This window comes from Betaproteobacteria bacterium (assembly GCA_016720065.1).
Classification (GTDB): domain Bacteria; phylum Pseudomonadota; class Gammaproteobacteria; order Burkholderiales; family Rhodocyclaceae; genus SSSZ01.
This window is the reverse complement of the sequence record JADJXY010000002.1, coordinates 1389991-1410681: the sequence shown is the minus strand read 5'-3', so window position 1 is coordinate 1410681 and position 20691 is coordinate 1389991. Positions and strand designations below refer to the sequence as shown.

18 protein-coding genes are annotated in these 20691 nt (G+C 66.5%); 7 read left to right on the top strand and 11 right to left on the bottom strand.

Annotation, left to right across the window (positions count from 1 at the left end):
• Positions 1 to 12: 12 nt before the first annotated feature.
• Entirely contained in the window at positions 13 to 696 is a 684-nt protein-coding gene (locus tag IPM73_09700) for a PEP-CTERM sorting domain-containing protein (GenBank protein MBK8918304.1), read from the top strand.
• Positions 697 to 818: 122 nt separating this feature from the next.
• On the top strand, positions 819 to 1853 hold the full coding sequence (locus IPM73_09695) for an IS630 family transposase (GenBank protein MBK8918303.1): 1035 nt from the start codon (positions 819 to 821) through the stop codon (positions 1851 to 1853).
• 638 nt (positions 1854 to 2491) lie between these two features.
• On the opposite strand, the gene IPM73_09690 is transcribed toward IPM73_09695, so the two are convergent.
• The 5 genes from IPM73_09690 to IPM73_09670 all read right to left on the bottom strand — a co-directional run bounded on the left by IPM73_09690 (position 2492) and on the right by IPM73_09670 (position 6628).
• Positions 2492 to 3148: an RluA family pseudouridine synthase gene (locus tag IPM73_09690; GenBank protein ID MBK8918302.1), complete on the bottom strand. Its 657-nt coding sequence runs from the start codon at positions 3146 to 3148 to the stop codon at positions 2492 to 2494.
• A 15-nt stretch (positions 3149 to 3163) separates the two neighbouring features.
• Positions 3164 to 4588 carry a coniferyl aldehyde dehydrogenase gene (locus IPM73_09685; protein ID MBK8918301.1) on the bottom strand — a complete coding sequence of 475 codons (1425 nt, stop codon included), beginning with the start codon at positions 4586 to 4588 and terminating at the stop codon, positions 3164 to 3166.
• Between the two features lie 147 nt (positions 4589 to 4735).
• Complete coding sequence (gene dnaQ / locus IPM73_09680; protein ID MBK8918300.1) at positions 4736 to 5467, bottom strand: DNA polymerase III subunit epsilon; 732 nt, start codon at positions 5465 to 5467, stop codon at positions 4736 to 4738.
• Positions 5464 to 6003 (bottom strand): ribonuclease HI, encoded by a 540-nt coding sequence (gene rnhA, locus IPM73_09675; GenBank protein MBK8918299.1) that lies wholly within the window; start codon positions 6001 to 6003, stop codon positions 5464 to 5466. The genes dnaQ and rnhA overlap by 4 nt, the downstream gene beginning before the upstream one ends.
• Positions 5909 to 6628, bottom strand: a complete 720-nt coding sequence (locus tag IPM73_09670) for a methyltransferase domain-containing protein (protein MBK8918298.1) — start codon at positions 6626 to 6628, stop codon at positions 5909 to 5911. Before IPM73_09670 ends, rnhA begins: the two co-directional genes overlap by 95 nt.
• 28 nt (positions 6629 to 6656) lie before the next feature.
• On the opposite strand from IPM73_09670, the gene gloB reads away from it, so the two are divergent.
• Positions 6657 to 7412: a hydroxyacylglutathione hydrolase gene (gene gloB / locus IPM73_09665; GenBank protein ID MBK8918297.1), complete on the top strand. Its 756-nt coding sequence runs from the start codon at positions 6657 to 6659 to the stop codon at positions 7410 to 7412.
• Here gloB and IPM73_09660 read toward each other — a convergent pair.
• From IPM73_09660 to IPM73_09650, 3 genes are read right to left on the bottom strand one after another with little or no spacing between them, the layout of a single operon-like run.
• Positions 7409 to 7816 carry a response regulator gene (locus IPM73_09660; GenBank protein ID MBK8918296.1) on the bottom strand — a complete coding sequence of 136 codons (408 nt, stop codon included), beginning with the start codon at positions 7814 to 7816 and terminating at the stop codon, positions 7409 to 7411. The genes gloB and IPM73_09660 overlap by 4 nt on opposite strands.
• A 19-nt stretch (positions 7817 to 7835) precedes the next feature.
• Positions 7836 to 8792 (bottom strand): diguanylate cyclase, encoded by a 957-nt coding sequence (locus IPM73_09655; GenBank protein MBK8918295.1) that lies wholly within the window; start codon positions 8790 to 8792, stop codon positions 7836 to 7838.
• Between the two features lie 6 nt (positions 8793 to 8798).
• Positions 8799 to 9200, bottom strand: coding sequence for a hypothetical protein (locus IPM73_09650; protein ID MBK8918294.1), 402 nt, complete (start codon positions 9198 to 9200; stop codon positions 8799 to 8801).
• Positions 9201 to 9417: 217 nt separating this feature from the next.
• On the opposite strand from IPM73_09650, the gene IPM73_09645 reads away from it, so the two are divergent.
• A complete protein-coding gene (locus IPM73_09645; GenBank protein MBK8918293.1) occupies positions 9418 to 12549 on the top strand; it encodes a PAS domain S-box protein in 3132 nt (1043 codons plus the stop codon).
• A gap of 33 nt (positions 12550 to 12582) precedes the next feature.
• Here the strand turns inward: IPM73_09645 and IPM73_09640 are convergent, their stop codons facing one another.
• Both IPM73_09640 and IPM73_09635 read right to left on the bottom strand, forming a co-directional pair.
• On the bottom strand, positions 12583 to 13227 hold the full coding sequence (locus IPM73_09640; GenBank protein MBK8918292.1) for a response regulator transcription factor: 645 nt from the start codon (positions 13225 to 13227) through the stop codon (positions 12583 to 12585).
• A complete protein-coding gene (locus IPM73_09635) occupies positions 13224 to 15020 on the bottom strand; it encodes a PAS domain S-box protein (GenBank protein MBK8918291.1) in 1797 nt (598 codons plus the stop codon). The genes IPM73_09640 and IPM73_09635 overlap by 4 nt, the downstream gene beginning before the upstream one ends.
• 511 nt (positions 15021 to 15531) lie before the next feature.
• Here IPM73_09635 and rmuC point away from each other — a divergent pair.
• The 3 genes from rmuC to IPM73_09620 are packed head-to-tail and all read left to right on the top strand — an operon-like array spanning position 15532 to position 19671.
• On the top strand, positions 15532 to 16869 hold the full coding sequence (gene rmuC, locus IPM73_09630; protein ID MBK8918290.1) for a DNA recombination protein RmuC: 1338 nt from the start codon (positions 15532 to 15534) through the stop codon (positions 16867 to 16869).
• The gene (locus IPM73_09625; protein ID MBK8918289.1) at positions 16853 to 17305 is read left to right on the top strand and encodes a DUF3293 domain-containing protein; all 453 of its coding nucleotides are present in this window, start codon (positions 16853 to 16855) and stop codon (positions 17303 to 17305) included. Before rmuC ends, IPM73_09625 begins: the two co-directional genes overlap by 17 nt.
• Positions 17302 to 19671, top strand: coding sequence for an HDOD domain-containing protein (locus IPM73_09620; GenBank protein MBK8918288.1), 2370 nt, complete (start codon positions 17302 to 17304; stop codon positions 19669 to 19671). Before IPM73_09625 ends, IPM73_09620 begins: the two co-directional genes overlap by 4 nt.
• Positions 19672 to 19838: 167 nt before the next feature.
• On the opposite strand, the gene IPM73_09615 is transcribed toward IPM73_09620, so the two are convergent.
• Positions 19839 to 20690 carry an outer membrane protein assembly factor BamD gene (locus IPM73_09615; GenBank protein ID MBK8918287.1) on the bottom strand — a complete coding sequence of 284 codons (852 nt, stop codon included), beginning with the start codon at positions 20688 to 20690 and terminating at the stop codon, positions 19839 to 19841.
• Between the last annotated feature and the right edge of the window lies 1 nt (position 20691).

The window sequence follows — 20691 nt, the reverse complement described above, 5'->3', positions numbered from 1 at the left end:
AAGGAGCTTGTAATGGAGACTCGGTTCAAGACGCTCGCCCTTGCGGCAACCCTCGCTGCCCTCGCTTCCCCTGCGGCACAAGCGGATATGCTCCTCGGGGGCTTCAACTTCAATAGTGCGCAATTCGGCAATAGCCTGCTCGAAAGCGACGGTGGCAGTTTCTCCGCCAGCAACTGGCTCAATACGATCAACGTCAATCCCGGCAACCCAGGTTTCCTCACAGGTGCCAATTTCAATACCGGCATTGCCAATATCGGCCTCGGCGCCACCCCCCTCTACACCATCGGTTACAACTCGGCAATCGTCAATGGCGCCGGGGCTGATTTCGGTGTGGTCACTGCCCGCTTCAGCTTGAGCGACGTGATCAATCTTGCCGTGTCTTCGGATGGTGGGGCCACCTTCTCGGCCACCGTCGGCTACGGCGCAGGCCTGGGGGTGGATAGTGGGGTGGCTTGCAATTATTTCTATGGCGGCGGCGGTCCCTTCAGTTGTGAGCTTTTCGTCACCTCCGTAGACCTTTCCGACTTCGGCATTGCCCTGGGCGCAAGTGTTGATGCCATCAGTGTCACCGGTTCGCCGGAACTCGACCTGATCCGGATTGCGGGGTTTGGTGATCCTACTCATGTGCCCGAACCCGCGACCCTGGCTCTCCTGAGCGCCGCCCTCTTGGGGCTTGGAGCCTTGCGCCGCCGCTGAGCGCTTGGGCGGGTTGGTTGAATCGGGTCGGCCACCATCAGGGTGGCCGGCTCTTTATTTGGCGTTCTTTGGACTTACTAACTTTTCAGAAAGCATTGTCACAAACATGATAAAATATGCTAATGAAATGCAAAAGAACTACCGACGGTCGTAAGCACGGCCGAGCCGCCCTGCCGGTGATGCGGCAACAGGCGATCAAGGCCATCCGTGAGGGGCAGGACGTGAACAGCGTTGCCGCCGCCTACGGCGTCAATGTGCGCAGTGTCTTTCGCTGGCTGGCCGATTTTGCCAACGGTGGGCAGAACGCGCTGTTGTCCAAGCCGATTCCGGGGCGCCCGCCGAAGGTAAGCGCGGATGAAATGCGCTGGCTGGCCCAGGCGGTGAAAGACCATACCCCGCTGCAATTCAAGTTTGCCTTTGGTCTGTGGACGCTGTCGCTGATCGCCGCGCTGATCGAACGCGAATTCGGCAAGAAGCTCTCGCTGGCCTCGGTCAGCCGCATCATGAAGCTGTTGGGCTTCTCGGCCCAGAAGCCGCTCTACCAAGCATGGCAGCAGGATGCGACCCTGGTGCGGGCCTGGGAAGCGGAAATCTACCCGGCGATCCGTGCCGAAGCCAAGGCCGCCGGAGCGACGATCTACTTTGCCGATGAATCGGGCATCCGTTCCGACTACCACACGGGGACGACCTGGGCGCCGGTAGGCGAGACCCCGGCGGTGGAAGTGACCGGGCGCCGCTTCTCCCTGAACATGATCTCGGCCGTCAGTCCGCAAGGCGAATTCCGCTTCATGCTGCACGACGGCACGGTCAATGCCGAAGTCTTCCGGGAATTCCTCAAGCGCCTGCTGATCGGGGCTGAAAAGCCGGTGTTCCTGATCGTAGATGGTCATCCGATCCACAAGGCGAAACTGATCAAGACCTTCGTCGAGGCCCAGAACGGCAGGCTCAAGCTGTTCTACCTGCCGCCGTACTCGCCCCAGATCAATCCTGACGAGCAGGTCTGGGCACACGTGAAACGCCAGGTCGCCCGGCAACTGGTGCAGTCCAAAGACGAGATGAAGCGGTTGGCCCTCGGGGCCCTGCGCCGAATCCAGAAGTTGCCCGGGTTGGTGAAATCCTTCTTTCGCCAGCCCGAGTGCCAATATGCCGCTGAATGACATTGTTTATGCAAAGGTTAGTAACCGGTCCTCTCGCATTGCTCCGAGCAGAATGGTCAGGTGTTCCTTGGGCCCTTCTGGTCCCAGTTCTCTTTGATTGAGGCAATTGCGTTGCGCCTCAGGTTGGTCCGGATTGGCCGCGACCGCCCGCACCACGGTGCCCAGGCCCGTACTGTAGGGGCATCCAAAATATCCCGCTCGACCGCCGCCGGGTGCAGTAAGGTTAGCCCCGCCGGTTCCTGACGTAGCGAATCCAGCGTCCGCATGGTGTCGTATCCTTGCCCCGCCCCTGCCGTAGTGCGCCTACTCCGGCCGGTAGGCTTCTCGCAGAAAGACACCGCCGGGCCTGAGGCCGGCCACGACGCGGCGATGGACCCGCAGGGCCGAAGGCAGGGGAAAGACGATGGGGACGATGCCATCCCATCTGTGCTGCATGAACTGCTCGACATGGTCGACCTCTGCGCCAATCTGAAGGTCAAGCGTCCGACAGCGCAGAAATTCATCAAACTTCTGGAAGCGACGCACCTCATCAATCGCCTGCTGCCCTTGGTCTACAGCAAGAGGTGCTACGCGCCCGCTACGAGATTTGCTTGGCCGACGTGGCCATCGCCCCGCTGTCTAGCTCAAGGTCAAGGTGATCAGAACGGCGGTGTGCTCTCGAAGTCCAGCGCGCCGCCGCTGCAGGGGTGCGGGAAGGCCAGGCGACTGGCATGCAGCAGCAGGCGCGCAGCGGCCGTGCCGTAGAGGGGGTCGCCGACGATGGGGTGGCCGAGGGCGAGGCAATGCACACGGAGTTGATGGGAACGGCCGGTGACGGGCTCCAGTTCGAGCCGCGTGGTGGGAGGGGCGGCGTAGCGGCGGAGCACGCGAAAGCGTGTCTGTGAAGGCTTGCCCGTTGCGATATCCACTTTTTGCCGCGGTCGCCGCGGCCAGTCGCAGATCAGGGGGAGGTCGATTTCGCCCTGGTCCGCGGCCACCCGCCCGCTGACCACCGCCTCGTAGCGCTTGTGCACCTGCCTCTCCCGGAAGAGGCGTGAGAGTTCCCGTTGGGCCTGGGGGTGGCGGGCCAGGATGAGAAGCCCCGAGGTGTCCATGTCCAGACGGTGGACCAGCAGGAGTTCGGGGTGGAGTCGGTGCAGCCGCGCGATCAGGCAATCGGCCTTGTCGGCGCCGCGGCCAGGGGCCGACAGGAGGCCGCTGGGCTTTACCGCAATCGCCAGGTCGTGGTCAAGGTAGACGAGCGGGGCGCCATCGTCCGGGGGAGGGTGGTAAACGGTGGCGGCAACCGGATTCATGGTGGGTGCGGGGGCTCAGCGCAAGAGCACGCGCAGCAGCGCGTCGAAGCGGCGCCCGTAGGGGGGCTTCAGCAGGGCCATGCCATTTACGCGGGATTGGCGGAAAACCGGTTTCTCCTTGGAAAAGGTCAGGAATCCCGCCTGACCATGAAGCTGCCCCATGCCGCTGGCGCCGACGCCGCCGAAGGGCAGGGTGTCCTGGGCGATATGCAGCAGGGTGTCGTTGACCGTGACGCCGCCGGCCCGGGTGGCGTCCAGGACCGCGTCGGCTCGACGCCGGTCCCGGTCGAACAGGTAGAGGGCCAGGGGGGCGTCCCGGGCGGCGATATAGGCGACGGCCTCGTCCAGGGTGCGATAGGAAACCAGGGGCAGCAGCGGGCCGAAGATTTCCTCCCGCATCAGCGAGAGATTCTCAGGAACGCCCAGCAGCGCCGTGGGGGGGAAGCGGCGGGTCGCCGGATCGGGCTGCGCTCCCGGGATGAGGGGTTCGACCCGGGCGCCGGCGGCGCGGGCCTCTTCCAGGGCGCCAACGAGGCGGTGGAAATGGCGGTCGTTGACAATGGCCCCATAGTCCGGGTTGGTGGCGAAATTGGGGTAGGCGGCCTGGACCTCGCGGCGGGCGGCTGCCAGGAACGCTTCTTCGCTCCCCGCGGGCAGCAGGACGTAGTCCGGTGCGATACAGGTCTGGCCCGCATTGACGCACTTGCCCATCACGATGCGGGCGGCGGCGTGGGCGAGGGGGTAGCCCGGGGCGATGAGGGCGGGGGACTTTCCGCCCAGTTCCAGGGTCACCGGGGTGAGATGGGCTGCCGCCGCGGCCATCACCTGTCTGCCGACGGCAGCGGAACCGGTGAACAGGAGGTGGTCGAAGGGCAGGGCGGTGAAGGCGCGGGCGAGGTCAAGTTCTCCGCCCACGACGGCGAGTTCGTCGCACTCGAAGTAGCGGGGAAGCAGGCGGGCGAACAGGGCGGCAGTGGCCGGCGAGGTTTCGGAAAACTTGAGCAGGGCCCGATTTCCCGCGGCGAGGATGGAAGCCAGTGGAGCCGCGGTGAGATAGAGGGGGTAGTTCCAGGGGGCCACGACGCCGATGCAGCCCAGGGGCTGGGGCCGGGTCTCGGCGCTGCCGGGCAGGAACCACGGGGAGACGGGGCGCCGCCGCGGCTTCATCCAGCGGGCGACATGGCGGCGGGCATGGCGCAGCGCTTCCAGGGTGGGAAAGACTTCCAGGAGAAGGGTTTCCCGGGCCGGTCGAGCGCCGAAGTCTTGCGTGATGGCGCTGGCGAATTCCTCGCGGTGGTCATGGACCAGGGCGAAAAGGGCGTCCAGCCGCCGGTGGCGGACGGCCCGGGACGGACTGGGTTCGGCCCGGGCGCCAGCCTTGATGCGGGCGAAGGCCGCGGTCAGGGCTGCGGGGGTGGTGAGCGGCGCGTCGTCCTGCATCGCGATCGGATTGGAGTCGAGGAAGTGGCGGGAGGCGCAGGGCCTCAAGAATCCGCCCGCGCCCGGAAGGCGGGGGCAGGTGCGGGGGAGGGGGGAAGGGCCATGGCGGTCATGCCCATCGTTTGCGGTGCAGGGGAAGCGGAGCGCTCAGGTAGCGTCCGCGGCGCCTTGTGGTGCCTCTGCCTTCAGCCACAGGCACTGTCCCTTGGTTTCCTTGTCGATGGTGGCCAGGACGCGCGCGTGGTCCGCCAGTTCTGCGTCGTTGGCCTGCCGCACCAGCAGGGGCGCGCGGGGACGCAGCCGGGTGGCGGCCCCGGCACCGCGGCCTTCGCCTGGGTCATCGCTGTCGACGATGAGGCTGTCCTGGCCGCGGGTCATGGCCAGATAGACTTCGGCCAGCAGTTCCGTATCGAGCAGGGCGCCGTGCAGGGTGCGCTCCGAATTGTCGATGGCGTAGCGTTCGCAGAGGGCGTCCAGACTGTTGCGCTTGCCTGGGTGCAGGTCCTTGGCCAGGCGCAGGGTGTCGCGTACCCCGGCGCACAGGGTTTCCACCGGAACCCGCCCCAGGAGGTCGAGTTCGGCGTTGAGAAAGCCCACGTCGAAGGGTGCGTTGTGGATCACCAGCTCAGCGCCGGTGATGAATTCCAGGAATTCGTCCACCACGTCGGCGAAGCGCGGCTTGTCGGCCAGGAAGTCGAGGGTGATGCCATGGACTGCCGCGGCCCCGGCGTCGATATCTCGTTCCGGGTTCACGTACTTGTGCAGATGCCGGCCGGTGAGGCGGCGATTGACCATCTCCAGGCAGGCGATTTCAATGATGCGGTGCCCCTGGCGAGGGTCCAGGCCGGTGGTTTCGGTATCGAGGACGATTTGCCTCATGTTTGCCCCTTCCTCGGGAGTTCGTCGATGCCCCGATTGGCCAGGGCGTCGGCGCGTTCGTTTTCGGGATGGCCGGCGTGGCCCTTCACCCAGATCCACTCCAGGGTGTGGCCCGCGGTCAGGCCTTCCAGGGCCTGCCACAATTCGGCGTTCTTGACCGGCTTCTTGTCGGTGGTACGCCAGCCGTTGCGCTTCCAGCCGTGAATCCAGGTGCGGATGCCGTTGATGACGTACTGGGAATCGGTATGCACCCGGGCGCTCACGGGGCGTTTCAGCGCCTCCAGGGCGCGGATGACCGCGGTCAGTTCCATGCGGTTGTTGGTGGTAGCCGGGTCGCCGCCCCAGAGTTCCTTTTCCCGCCCGCCCAGGCGCAGGATGGCCCCCCAGCCGCCGGGGCCGGGATTGCCGCGGCAGGCGCCGTCGGTGAAGATATCGACGGATTCACTCAAGGCGGATCTCCCGCTGGGCCACCGGGCGCAGGGCGCGGGCTGCGGCCGGAGTCTTCTTCCACTTGGGCATGATGAGCCGCAGCCCATGGGTGCGCTTCACTGCCCGCAGCAGGTAGACGCCCCCGCCGAAGCCCCACCAGCGGTCCCCCGCGAGTTCCAGGAAGCGCCAGCGCCGCAGCCAGGTCGCCTGGCGGAAGGGGGGGACGTAACAGCCAAAGGCGCCGCGGTCGGTTTCGAAGCCCAGGAGCTTCAGCCAGTCCCGCAGCCGCAGGGGCGACAGATAGGTGCCGTTCCAGGGAAAACGGTCCGGCTCCCCGGCATAGCGCCGCTTGAGGCCCCACAGGGAGAGAGGATTGAATCCGACGATCACCACTTGGCCCTCCGGGATGAGGATGCGCTCCACCTCACGCAGCACTTCGTGGGGCTCGGCGTGGAACTCGAGGACATGGGGCAGGATGACCAGATCGGTGCTGTGGGAAGAAAAGGGTAGGGCATCGAGTTCGCACAGCACATCCACCGCCCCCGCCTCACCGGCCTTCTGGCGCAGAGGAATGCGGTTGGCCCGCAGGAAATCGCACTCCGGCATGCCCAACTGCAGGGCATTGAAGCCGAACACGTCGGCCACGACGGCGTCGATGCGCGCCGACTCCCAGGCCGCCACGTAGCGGCCCTGGGGGCTGGCCAGCCATTCCGCGAGACCCGGAATTGACAGGCGGCGGGTGTCGGCCAATAGTTCGGGCATGCTTGAAATTTCGTTCATTCCCGCCTTCAGGGACAATTACATCTGGCTGCTGGTGCGGGGCGAGCGGGCGGCGGTCGTCGATCCCGGCGATGCGGAACCGGTGGCCGAGCACCTGAGAAGACGTGGACTCGTGCTGGAGGCCATCCTGGTCACCCACCACCACGGGGACCACCAGGGGGGCGTCGAAGCCCTCGCCGCACGCTGGCATCCCACCGTCTTCGGCCCTGCGGCGGAGTCTATCACAGGGTGCAACCGGCCGCTTTGCGGGGGCGAGCGCATCACCGTGCTGGACGAGGGCTTCGACGTGTTGGCCGTTCCCGGTCATACCCTGGGCCATCTCGCCTACGTCATGGCGGGTGCCGCCTTCGTGGGCGACACCCTGTTTGGTGCGGGCTGCGGCCGACTCTTCGAAGGGACGCCGGCGCAGATGGCGGCTTCGCTGCGACACCTCACGGAATTGCCCGCAGCGACCCGTGTTTATTGCGCCCACGAATACACCGCCGCCAACCTGGAGTTTGCCGCCGCCGTGGAGCCGGCCAACGGCGCCATCGCCCGGCGTCGGGCCCGGGTGGCGGTATTGCGGGCCCAGGGCGCCGCGACCGTACCCCTGGATCTGGCCGAAGAACGGGAAACCAACCCCTTCCTGCGCTGTGCCTGTCCGGACGTCGTGCGCGCCGCCCAGGCCTGCCAGCCGGATGCCTGCGACCCGGTGGCCGTCTTTGCCGCCATCCGGGAGTGGAAAAACACGTTTTAAGCGGCGGGGGGTTCGGCGGGGCGGAGCGTTTTTCCCGCCAGCACGCGCTCCAGGGTGTCGAGGACCTTGGCGGCGTTGAAGGGTTTGACGATGAAGCCGGAGGCGCCGTTCTGGATGGCTTCCTGCACCGTATCGCCGCAGGCGTTGCCGGTAATCATCACGATGTCGATGGCCGGATTGGCGGACTTGATTTCCCGCAGGGCCTCCAGGCCGTCCATCTCCGGCATGACCACGTCCATGCACACGATGCGGGGTTTGAGCAACTGGGCCTGTTCGACGGCGGAAGCGCCGTGGCGGGCTTCGGCGATGACTTCGTAATTCTCGGCGCGCAGGATGCCGCGCAACAAGGTGCGCATCATGTCGTTGTCGTCGACGATCATGACGGTGGCGCGCTTTCGGGACATGGGGAGAAGTCTGGCCGTTTCAGGCCGGCTGGTCAAGATTGGGATCGTAGCGGCAGACCCGGTCGCGGCCGCCCTGCTTGGCGCGGTAGAGGGCCCGGTCGGCCCGTTCGACCAGATCCCGGGGCGAATCGCCCTTGGCGGGAACCGTGGAGGCAATGCCGATGCTGATGCTGACCGTTCCCCTGTCGGACGCGCTGTGCGGAATGGCCAGGCAATGGACGCCATGGCGCAGCTTTTCGGCCACGAAGAGCACGCCGCCCAGGCTGGTATCGGGCAGGACGACGACGAACTCCTCGCCTCCATAGCGGGCAACGATGTCCGAGGCGCGGCCGATGGCCCCGGCGAGGGCGTCGGCCACCGCGCGCAGGCATTGGTCTCCCGCCTGATGGCCGTAGGTGTCGTTGTAACGCTTGAAGTAATCGACGTCGCACAGCAGGAGGCCGACTTCGCCACCGTTGCGCAGGGCGCGGCCCCACTCCCGAGTCAGGAGTTCGTCGAAAAAGCGCCGGTTGCCGATGCCGGTGAGCCCGTCTCGGGTCGACAGCAGATGCAGTTCCCGGTTGGCCGCATCCAGTTGGCGAGCCAGCTCCACGAGCTGGTCGCGCATGCCCACGATGCGCTGCATGGCGGCGACCTTGGCGGCCAGGACCACTTCGCTCACCGGCTTGAAGAGGTAGTCATCGCCCCCGGCGGCGATGCCCTGCTGCAGGTCGGCGTCCGAGGTCAGGCCGGAAAGGAAAATGATGGGCGTCCAGCGGCCGGCCGCCTCGCGCTGGCGAATCTGCCGCGCGACGGCGTAGCCGTCCATGTCCGGTAGAACGACGTCGAGCAGGACCAGATCGGGGGCAGCGCTGGAATGAGCGGCGAGGGCCTGGGCGCCGCTTTCCGCCAGGACGACGTTATCGCCGCGCCGCAGCAGGATTTCGCGCAGCAGGACGGCATTGCTGCGGGTATCTTCGACGACCAGGATTTTCATGCCGGCTCAGGCGCAGTGACGCACCAGCAGGGCCAGCATGGTCGCGCCTATGGCCAGGGCGACGACGATCCATCCCACGCAGAGCAGGGCGGCCGAGCGGGCCTCGGCGTGGGAGTGACGGCGGGAGAAATCCGAGTGGCGTGCTAGTTCCCCGAAGGCCACCAGGAGGGCCAGACCGAAGAAGATGGAGGAAAAGAAGATGGTCAGCATGGTGCCGTTGTCCATGGCCGAACAACTGGCCCCGGCCAGATGGTGGATGCGCAGCAGGAAGTCCATGCGCAGGGCGTAGCGGAAAACCGTGTAGGCGATTCCGGAAAAAACTGCGAGCAGGGCGATAAAGAACCAGGTTCCGCGGTGCCGCAGCGCTTCTGCCAGGCGACGCGATTCATCGCTTATCCAATTGAACATGTGGGCGTTCTCCGATTGCGGGGTCTTGACCCCGACCTCTGACCTTTTGCATAGATTATCACTGCCCTGGGCCGGTGTAGTCGATAGAAATCGAGGCAAACCAAGCCTTCACGTCGTGTCCACTGTGGAATCTAGTGGATTTGGAGGATTGGTTCGGGGAAATCCCCGATGCATTCCCATTTGCTGCGGCGCAATATGCAGGGCACAGAGGACATTGATGCCCAATACCCGCAGCTCCCGTCAGGCGGGAGGCCTGACTTCCGCGACGACCGCAGCGTCGGCCGAGGGAGGGTTTTTTGTCCCGGCGCCTACGCTTGGCGCATCGCCCCGTCGGCGTGCCCTGGTCTTTGCCGGGCTGCTGGGGGCAATCACCCTGCTCTTGGCCTCTCTCCTGGCGCAAGACCATCGCGATGCCCTGGACCATGCCGCTCAGCGAGGGCGGGGCGTGGCCGGTCTGGTGGAATCCCAGGTCAACGCCGTCCTGCGTCGGGCCGAGGGGGAATTGAACGACCTGGCCGCGGCGGCGCGCCCCATCTACGAGGCACGCTTCGACGACCGCGAATGGAAGGCACGCCTTGCCGCCATTGTTCCCACCAATCGCAAGTTCGAGGAAATGGGCGGCTACTACTTTACCGATGCCGCAGGCGTTCTGCGTCACGCCTCGGACTCCGATGTCGCCGATATCGATGTCTCGGACCGGGATTACTTCCAGCGCTCCCGCGACGAACCTGGGCAGTCCATGCACATTTCCGGGGTCATCGTGGCCCGGACCACGGGGCGGCCCACGGTCATGCTGGCGCGGGCCGTGCGGGACGAGGCGGGGCGCTTTCTGGGCACGGTCGGCCTGACCCTCGATCTGGATTTCGTCCAGGGAATCTTCTCCCGGGCCGAGCTTGGCCGGGGGGCCAGTGTCCATCTGCGGCGCGCCGACAGCGGCGAGTCGGTCATCCGCCACCCCTTTGCGCAAAAGCGGGAAGAGGCAGGAAGCGATCCGGTCCTGCTTCGTCTGCTGAACGGCGAGAATCGCGGCACCGTCGTCGCGCCGGACTCCGCCGACGGCATCGAGCGGGTACAGGTTTTCCATCGTGTGGCAGGCTACCCCTGGGTGGCGGTGGCGGGGATCCCTCGTGCCGAGGCCCTCGCCGATTGGCAACAGCGGGCCGCGGGCATATTGTTAGCGCTCCTGGTGTTGGCCGGCGTCGGCATCGTCGTCCTGCGCCGCATGAAGGTCGCCGAGAACCTGGCGGCCGCGCAGGGGCGCCAGGCGGCGAAGCTGGCCCGCGTCGTGGCCCAGAACCCCAATCCGGTGGTGGTGACCGACCTCGATGGGATCATCACCTACGTCAATCCGGCCTTCAGCGCACTGTTCGGTTACGCCCCTGCCGAGGCCGTGGGTCGCAAGGTTTCCCTGTTGCGCTCCGAGTCGACACCGCCTGCGCTCCATGCTGACCTCTGGGCCACCCTGCTGCGGGGGGAGTCCTGGTCGGGCAAATTCGTCAATCGCTGCCAGGACGGATCGCTGTGCAGTTGCTTCGCCCACATCTCTCCCCTGCGCCTGCCCGACGGCAGCGTTTCCCACTACGTCGGCATCGAGGAAGACATCAGCGAGAAGGAGCGCATGGGGAGCGAACTCGACGCCTACCGCAATCATCTCGAAGTTCTGGTCGAGGAGCGCACCCGCCAGTGGCACGAGGCCCGTCGTACCGTGGATGCCTGCAATGCAGAAATCGTCGCCCTCTATCACGACGCTCCCTGCGGCTACCACTCCCTCGACCCGGCGGGCCAGGTCATCCGCATCAACGACACCGAACTGGCCTGGCTGGGCTACGCCCGGCAAGAAGTCGAGGGCCGCATGGCCTTCGCCGACCTCGTCGCGCCGGAGCAGCGGGAAATTTTGCGGGAGAACTTCGCCCGGCTGCAAAGCACGGGTGAAGTCCGTGGCGTGGAGTATGACCTCCTGCGGCAGGACGGGAGCCGCCTGCCGGTGATCCTCAATTCCCGGGCTGTGTTCGACGCCGATGGCGTATTCAGGCATTCCTTGGCGACCGTCTTCGACATCAGTGAATCGCGCGAGCGGGAAAGACAGGTCATGGCGCTCAACGACGCCCTCGCCGCCCAGGCCGGGGAACTGCGGGCCGCCAAGGAGGTGGCGGAGGCGGCGAGCCGCAGCAAGAGCGCCTTCGTGGCCAACATGAGCCACGAAATCCGCACCCCCATGAGTGCCATCATCGGCTTGACCCACCTGTTGCAGCGTGATGTCGAATCGCCCAAGGCCCTGGAACAACTGGGCAAGATCCAGGGGGCGGCCACCCACCTGCTGGCGATCATCAACGACATTCTGGACCTGTCCAAGATCGAAGCCGGCAAACTCACCCTGGAGCGCGCGGGATTCAGCGTGCATGCTGTCTTCGCCAGCCTCTACTCCATCGCCGGACAGCGCATCGAGGAGAAGGGACTCACCTTCAGCCGCGAAATCGATCCGCGCATCCCCTTCAACCTGCAAGGGGACGCCCTGCGGCTCAACCAGATCCTGAGCAACTTCATCAGCAACGCCATCAAATTCACCGCCTCCGGCGGCATCCGGCTCCGGGCCGACATGGTCGAGGACCGGGGCGACCGGGTGCGCCTGCGCTTCGCCGTCAACGACACGGGTATCGGCATCGCGCCGGACGACCGGGTGCGCCTGTTCGAGGCCTTCGAGCAAGCGGATTCCAGCACCACCCGCCGCTACGGCGGCACGGGTTTGGGGCTGGCCATCTGCCAGCGGCTGGCACGGCTGATGGAGGGTGAGCTTGGCGTCGACAGCGCCCCGGGGGAGGGGAGTACCTTCTGGTTCGTCGCCACCTTCGAGCGCGGCAGCGCCCTCGCCGGGCAGACGCCTGAGCTGCGCCTGGTGGGCGACGATGCGCCGGGAGAAGTTGCAGCGGCCCGCCTGCGCCGGGAGCACGCCGGCGCCCGTGTGCTCCTGGCTGAAGACAACGAGATCAATCAGGAAGTCCTGGTGGACCTCCTGGGGGATCTCGATTTCAGCATCGACGTGGCACCCAACGGGGCTGAAGCGCTCAGGATGGCGCAGAGTTTTGCCTACGACCTGATCCTCATGGACATGTACATGCCGGAGATGGACGGCCTTGAAGCGACGCGGCGTATCCGGGAGCTTCCCTCCGGCGGCCGCGTGCCCATCGTCGCCCTGACGGCCAATGCCTTTGCCGAGGATCGCGAACGCTGCCTGGCCGCCGGCATGGACGACCACCTGGCCAAGCCGGTGGAACCGGAGGATCTATTCGTGACCCTGCTGGGCTGGCTGGACGGATCGCGCCGCAGCGCGCGGCGGGAACCCAGTCACTGAAGCTTGCTGGCCGGGCTGAAGCCGGCGTAAGGCTCAGAGTTCCGAAAGTCCGCGCCGGATGGCGTAACGCACCAGTCCGGGAATGTCGCCTATACCCAGGCGGTTCATGATCTGGGCGCGGTAGGTCTCGATGGTCTTGACGCTGACGCCCAGGCTGAAGGCGATTTCCTTGGTGCGCATGCCCTCGGCGATCATCTTGAGCACTTCCCGCTGGCGGGGGGTGAGGCCATCCCGGGTATCCGAGGTCTGCACCCGTTCCAGGTAGGCGTCCACCACCGGACGGGAAATGGCCGCCGGAAGCCAGGTTCCGCCCGCCAGCACGGCGCGGATGGCCAGTTCCATTTCCTGGGGGGCGGCGTTTTTCAGCACGAAACCGGAGGCCCCCAGGCGCATGGCCGAAATGACGTGCTCCTCGGTGTCGTACATGGTCAGGATGATGACCCGGATGGCCGGGTTGGTGCTGACGATCTTTTCCAGGGCCTGCAAACCGGTGATGCCCGGCATGGCGATGTCGAGCAGGGCGACGTCGGGCTGCAGGCGGCAGGCCAGGTCGATGGCCTCGGCGCCGTCGGCGGTATCAGCGACCACCTCGAAATCGGCGACTTCGTTCAGAAGGCGCAGGATTCCGGCTCGGACAAGGTTGTGGTCGTCGGCGACCAGGATGCGGATGGGCGTCATTGCAGGGTAGGGGGAGCGTAAAAAAGGGTGGCGACTTCGGTTCCGGCTCCTGGTCTGGATTCTATGCGGAAACGGCCGCCGACGGTGGCGACCCGTTCCCGCATGCCCAGGAGGCCGAGGGAATTGAGGCGGCGGGAGCGTTCCAGGGCCTCTTCCGCCACGAAGCCGACGCCGTCATCGCGGACGCGCAGGCCGAGGCCGGTCGCGTCGAACTCCAGGCAGACATGGATTTCCTGGGCGCGGGCGTGACGCAGGGCGTTGGACAGGGCCTCCTGGGCGATGCGGAAAGCGGCCAGTTCGACGTCCGGACGGAAGCGGGCGGCGCCGATCCCGTCGTCCAGGCGTATGCCCACGACGTCGGCGCGCGGCAGCTTGTCGATGTGCCAGCGCAGGGCCGCGGCCAGTCCCAGGTCATCCAGCAGGGGCGGACGCAGGCGGCGGGAGATGTCGCGCGTCGCTTCCAGGATGGACTTGACCGTGAGGCGCGCCTCCCAGAGCGCAGCCTGGGCTTTGGGCGCCGACCCCATGTGGCGGGCGCACTGGTCCAGGGCCAGTTCCAGGGCGGCCAGGTCCTGGCCGACGTGGTCGTGCAGCTCGCGGGAAAGGGCGAGGCGCTCTTCTTCCTGAAAGACGAGCTGCCGGGCGGCCAGGGTCTTCACCTGGCACAGGGCCAGATGCTCGGCGTCCTTCGCGTGGTGGATGTCGCTGATATCGTGGTAGGCCACCACCGCGCCGCCGGCCGGGAAGGCGACGGGCGTCACGGTCATGGCGAACCACAGGACGTCCCCCGCGGGAGATTCGCAGCGGCACTCGCCCCGGAACTGCTCGGTGCGCCCGTGCAGCACTTCGAGAATGCCCGTATACACCCAGTTGTCGCCGTCGTGGTCCGCCCGGCAGGCGTCGAGGAGATTCGCCCCAACCAAAATCCCCGCCAGTTGGCCGGCGTCGGCGCAGTGGTGCAGGGCGAATTCCCGCCAGGATTCGTTGGTGGCGACGATCTCCCCCTCGCGGTCGATCACGGCCATCTGGGCGGGAACCGAGTCCAGCACCGCCTGGCTGAGGGTATGGGCCGCGTGCAGATTCTGCTCGTAATGCAGGCGCTGGCTGACGTCGTGGACCACGGCCATGGTGCTTCCATCGCCCTCGCGGGAGATGATGGCCTCCACCTCCGCCGGCTGACCGTCCCGGCGGCGCAGGCGCCAGCGGGTGGTGAGCCCGTCGGACGCCCGGGCACTGGCCAGGTAGTCGCGCAGACGGGCGTGATCGGCCCCATCGACGACGCGGTAGGCATCCAGCCCCAGGAGTTCGTCCCGGGTGTAGCCGGTCAGTGCGCAGAAAGCCGGATTGGCGTCCTGGTAGCGGCCCTTGCCGTCGAGATAGACGATCCCGGCCCGGGACTGCTCGAACAGCCTGCGGTGGCGAAGGTTGCCGGCGAGGCGTTCTGCAAGCCTTTCCTTCTGGCTCAGGCGGTGGGAGAAAACACTGAACAGGATGCCGGTCGCCGCGAAGATCGCCATCTGGACGCCCAGCGCCGCTTCGGGGGGCGCCTCCGCCACCTGAGCGGGGACCAGATAGAAACCGGCCAGGGCGGTGGCCAGCAGCGTGGCCGCCACACCGCCCCAGAGTCCACCGATCAGCGCCGCGACGAAGACCGCCGGGTAAAAGAGCACCCAGGCAAAGGGGCGCAGCGTGTCCCAGAAGGTGAGCTCGATTGCCATGGCGAGGCCCGGCAGCGCCAGGGCGCCGACGAAGCGGGTCGAAGAACTGTCGAGGAAACCGTGGGGGCCGATCACAGGAGCCTTTCCGAGCGGCGACGGCCATGCTGCGCTGCCTGGCTCACCCCTCGCTGGGCCAAGGACGAAACACACCCGGGGTCACATTGGGCGATGCCCTTCCTGCATCTTGAAACCTGTCGCCCGATCCGATCGGGTCTGTACTGTGAAGACAACATTTGTCGGCCCTGGTTCCTGTTCCGGACCCACGCCCCCCCCGCCCTGTGGCCGGGACTGGAGGACGCGCCCCCCTTGATTCGTGAAGCCCGGATTGTCGGCCATCGGCGGGCATGCACCAATCGGAACAACCCGGGGCCGGTCCTTCGATATTCCCGAAGCCCGGCCTGTGGGCCTTTGCGGCTGGAGCAACGGGTTGCGATCTGTCAGAATCGCGCCCATCGTCCTGGATGGCGCGGCGCGTGGTTCGTCCCGCCCTGCGGCACTACGGTGCACAGGGCGGGGGGGAGGGCGGCGCGGCAGGGCGTGGCAACACCGGGGATGGTTTCGATCCATGCCCGTTCGGGGAAGCGACATGGCAACGGGTGTGGAACTGGCGATCTTGGTGGCTGTGCTGGGCGTGCTTGCGCTCCAGGTCTGGACCCTGCGGCGGGCCGGGGCGCGCGATGCGCAACTGGCCGAAACCCTCTCCGCCACGCTGGAAACCCAGGCCCGCGCCCTCGAACGCCTGGAACGGGAACTGCGGGAAGAACTCGCTCGCGCCCGGCGAGAAGACGCCGACGCCGCCTTTCGCGACCGCGAAGAGCAGGCCCGCTCGGCGACCCAGTTGAGCCAGACCGTCTCGTCCCAGCTTACCGGCCTGGGCGCCCTGCAAGGAGAGCGTCTGGAAGGCTTTGCCCGGGAGCTCAACCGTTTTTCCCTGGGGCTGGACGAGCGCTTCGAGCGCCTCAAGGCGGCGGTGGAGGGCCGGCTCACCGCCCTTCAGGCGGACAACGCCGCCAAGCTGGAAGCCATGCGCCAGACGGTGGACGAGAAACTGCACGCCACCCTGGAGCAGCGTCTGGGGGAATCCTTCAAGCTGGTCAGCGACCGCCTGGAGCAGGTCCATCGCGGCCTGGGGGAGATGCATACCCTGGCGGTGGGGGTGGGCGATCTGAAGCGCGTGCTGACCAATGTGAAAACGCGCGGTACCTGGGGCGAGGTTCAACTGGCGGCCCTGCTGGAACAGTTGCTCACCGCGGATCAGTTCTCCGCCAACGTGGCGACGCGGCCGGGCAGCGCGGAACGGGTCGATTTCGCCATCCGCCTGCCGGGCAAGGACGATGGCGCCCAGGTCTGGCTGCCCCTGGACGCCAAATTCCCCATCGAGGACTGGCAGCGCCTCCTGGACGCGCAGGAGCGGGGCGACGCCCCGGCCATGGACGACGCCGCCCGGGCCATCGAGGGGCGCCTCAAGGCCGAAGCCCGCAGCATCCGGGAAAAATACGTGGCGCCGCCCCATACCACCGACTTCGCCATCCTCTACCTGCCGGTGGAAGGGCTCTACGCCGAGGCCCTGCGCCGGCCGGGACTCAGCGAGACCCTGCAGCGCGAGTGGCGGGTGAGCCTGGCCGGGCCGACCACCCTGGCCGCCCTGCTCAACAGCTTGCAGATGGGTTTCCGTACCCTGGCCATCGAACAGCGTTCGGCGGAAGTCTGGGCCATCCTCGGCGCCGTGAAGACCGAGTTCGGCAAGTTCGGCGAGGCCCTGGCCCACACGCGCAAGAAACTGGAGGAAGCGAGCAGCAGCATCGGCAAGGCGGAAACCCGCACCCGCGTGCTGTCCAGGAAATTGAAGGAAGTGGAGGCATTGCCGGTGGCGGAAAGCGAACGCCTCATCGGCGAGGCGGATTTCGATGCCGACGCGGAGTGAACTCGACGCCGCCTACCGGGCGACCCGCTATCGCGTGTTCCTGCCCGGCGGCGTGCGGGAACTGCGCATCGGCACCCCGGACGGAACGCTGGCCGCCTGGCTGGCCGGCGAGGGCGCCGCGGACTGGGCGGTGCTGACGGCCTGCAACCCGGCCTCAAAAAGACTGGCCGAGGCGGAAAACCGGGTGCGTCAGGCGGCCCTGGAAGTCGCCCTGCTGGAAATGGGCCTGGAACCCTACACGGCCGAGAACGTGGCCGACCATGCCGGCTGGCCGGCGGAGGAGAGCTGCTTCGTGACCGGCCTCCGGGCAGACGCAGCCCGTGGACTGGCGGCGCGCTTCGGGCAGAACGCCCTGGTGTGCGGCGCGGCCGACGGCGTGCCCCGGCTGGTGTGGATCACGGCGGCGGTGGACGGCGATGAGAGCGAGGATCGATGAGCAAGATCGGGCGTTTCGAGCTGCGGCGGGAACTGGGACGCGGGGCCCAGAGCGTCGTCTATCTGGGATTCGATCCCCAACTGCAGCGCGAAGTGGCCATCAAGACGCTGCATCTCTCCGGGGCCGCGCCCGGACAGGCGGCGGCGCTGCTGCAGGAAGCGCGCACGGTGGGGCGCTTGCGCCATCCCAATCTGGTGCCCATTTTCGAGGCGGGGGAACAGGGAGGCGATCCTTACCTGGTGTTCGAATATGTGCCTGGGACGACCCTGGCTGCCTTTCTCAAGGCCAGCGGAGCCCTGCCGCCAGCCCGGGCGGTGGGCCTCCTGCGCCCGGTGCTCGATGCCCTGGAGCACGCCCATCGCCAGGGCATCGTCCATCGCGACCTCAAGCCCGCCAACATCCTGCTGGACGAGGACAGTACCCCGCGGGTCATGGATTTCGGCATTGCCGCGCGCCTTGCCGGCAACGGAGAAGGGGAGGATCAGTACAGCGGTACGCCGGCCTACATGGCGCCCGAGTACATTGCCGAGCACAAGGTCACGCTGCGGGGCGATGTCTTTGCCGCCGGCCTCATCCTGTACGAACTGCTGACGGGCGAACGGGCGGCAGGGGCCGGGGAAACACCGGCCGTCCTGCGGCGCATCGTCGATACCGACCTGCGCCTGCCGCAAGGCGGCGTCGATGGCCGCCTCGCCGCGCTCGTGCACAAGGCCCTGTCCCGGGATGCGGAGTTGCGCTACCAGAGCGCTGCCCAGTTCGGCGAGGCGCTGGATGCCTACCTGGATCCGGGCGAAGAAGTGGCGCCCCGGGGCGAGGGGCGGCAGGCCACCCTGGACTTCCTCCTGCGCCGCATGCGGCACAAGAGCGATTTTCCGGCCCTGTCGGAGTCGGTCAGCGCCATCAACAAGATCGCCAACAGCGAGCGGGAAAGCATCAGCAAACTGTCCAATTCCATCCTCAAGGACTTCGCCCTGACCAACAAGCTGCTGCGCTTCGTCAATTCCGCCTATTTCCGCCCGGCCGGCGGCGGCAACATCAGTACGGTGTCCCGGGCGGTCATCGTCCTGGGCTTCGAGGCGGTGCGCAATATCGCCGTGACCGTCCTGCTCTTCGAGCATCTGCAGAACAAGGGCAACGCCAATCTCCTGAAGGAGGAATTCCTGCGTGCCAATCTGGCCGGCATCCTGGCCCGGGACCTGGGGACTGCGGCCCAGATGAAGGACCTGGAGCAGACCTTCATCTGTGCCCTGTTCCACAACCTGGGGCGCCTGCTGTCCCAGTATTACTTTCCCGACGAAAGCGACGAAATCCGTCTGCTGGCCGGCCAGGGGGAACTGAGCGAGGAGCAGGCGGCGCTGCGGGTTCTCGGCATCGGCTTCGAGGATCTCGGACTGGCCATCGCCCGGCAGTGGGGCTTCCCGCCCCTCATCGTCAATTCCATGCGCAAGCTGCCCGCCGGGCCGGTGAAGAAGCCGGCCGACCAGGAGGGTCGCCTCCAGGTGCTGTCGGGCATGGCCAACGAATTGTGCGCGGTCATCGCCCAGGCGGGACCGGAGGCCCGGGAACGGGAACTGAAGAAGGCCCTGGGGCGCTTCGGTCCTGCGGTCGGCCTGGAAAAGAAGGAGGTCGAGGAGGCGATGGGTCGCTCCATCGAACAGGTGGGGGAGTTTGCCCGCATCGTGCACCTGGGAGTGCAGCAGACCGCTTTCGGCCGCCAGATGCGGCAGTTCCTCGACCGCGGGGGCGAAGCGCCGGCAGCGGACGACACGGCGGCCGACGATACCATCCTGGGGGAGCGCGGCCTGTACAGTGCCGAAGCTGCCGCGAACGGCGGCGACGCGCCGGCCGGGGAGGACGCCCAGGCCATTCTGGCCGCCGGCATCCAGGACATCAGCAATACCCTGGTCGATGGCTACAAGCTCAACGACATCCTGCGCATCATCCTGGAGACCATGTACCGCGCCATGGGCTTCAAGCGCGTGATCCTGTGCATCAAGGATGCCCGCGCGGGCACCATGCAGGGCCGCTTCGGCTTCGGTCCGGACGCCAACGAGGTGGCCAAGGCCTTCCGCTTTTCCCTCTCCTTCACGCCGGACATTTTCCACGCTGCGACATCCAAGGGGGTGGATCTTCTGATCAGCGACATCGACGATCCCAAGATCGCCCCGCGCATCCCGGCGTGGTACCGCAAGGCCGTTCCCGCCCGGAGCTTCGTGCTCTTTCCCCTCAATATCAAGGGGGCGCCGGTGGCGCTCATCTACGCCGATCAGGATCGCGCCGGCCAGATCGTGCTGCCGGACCGGGAGCTTTCTCTGTTGCGCACCCTGCGCAATCAGGCCGTCCTGGCCATCAAGCAGGGGGGCTAGTAGTCAGTCAGATAGGTTTGCGTCGATGCCGAGGCGCGTCTCCGCGCCCCGATCGCGCGAAGCGAACCGCAGCCATAGCCGATGCTATGGCGAGGATGAGCGACAACGCGAGCGGGGATGCGGGGCGTGCCGAACATAGCTGAACCTATCTGACTGACTACTAGGGCCTACCAGAGCTTGTACCAGGGCGTCTTGCGCTCCAGGCCTTCCTTGTAATAGCGGCTGTTGGGGAAGTTCTTGCGCATGACCCGGTCGGCATCGTCGCGCAGTTCGGTCATGCCCAGCTTGTCGTAGGAAATGACCATGATGAAGAGGGCTTCTTCGAGTGCCGGCGCGCCGGAATAGGATTTCAGGGCGACCTGGGAACGATTGGCGGCGGCGATGTAGGCACCGCGCTTGAAGTAGTAGCGGGCCACGTGGACTTCCTGGGAGGCCAGGGCATTGACCAGGTAGTTCATGCGCTGGATGGCATCCGGCGTGTATTTGCTGTCGGGGAAACGCGCCACCAGTTCCTTCAGGGCCTCGAAGGACTCCTTGGCCGACTTGGGATCCCGTTCGCTGGGATCCTGATCGCTCAGATAGCCCAGGAGGCCCTGATCCTCGTTGAATCCGACCAGACCCTTGAGGTAATACACATAATCCACCGCCGGGTGATTGGGGTGCAGCTTGATGAAGCGGTCGCAGGCGGCGATGGCCGCCAGGGGTTCGGCACCCTTCCAGTAGACGTACCCCAGTTCGAGCTGGGCCTGCTGCGCATAGCGGCCATAGGGAAAGCGGGCCTCCAGTTTTTCCAGGAGCTTGGCGGCCTTTTCCCAGGCCCCATCGGCCTGAGCGTCCCGCGCCTCGTTGTAGAGCTTGGAGGCGGACCAGCCGGCGGTTTCGTCCTTGACCTCGGGCAGAAGGCTGCAGCCGGCGATGAAACAGGCCAGGAATACGACCGACAGGCGGCGCAGGAGGGGGGCGAAGGTGGAGGCGAGCAGGGGGGCGATCGGGGGGGTGAATGCGGCTACACTGCGCATC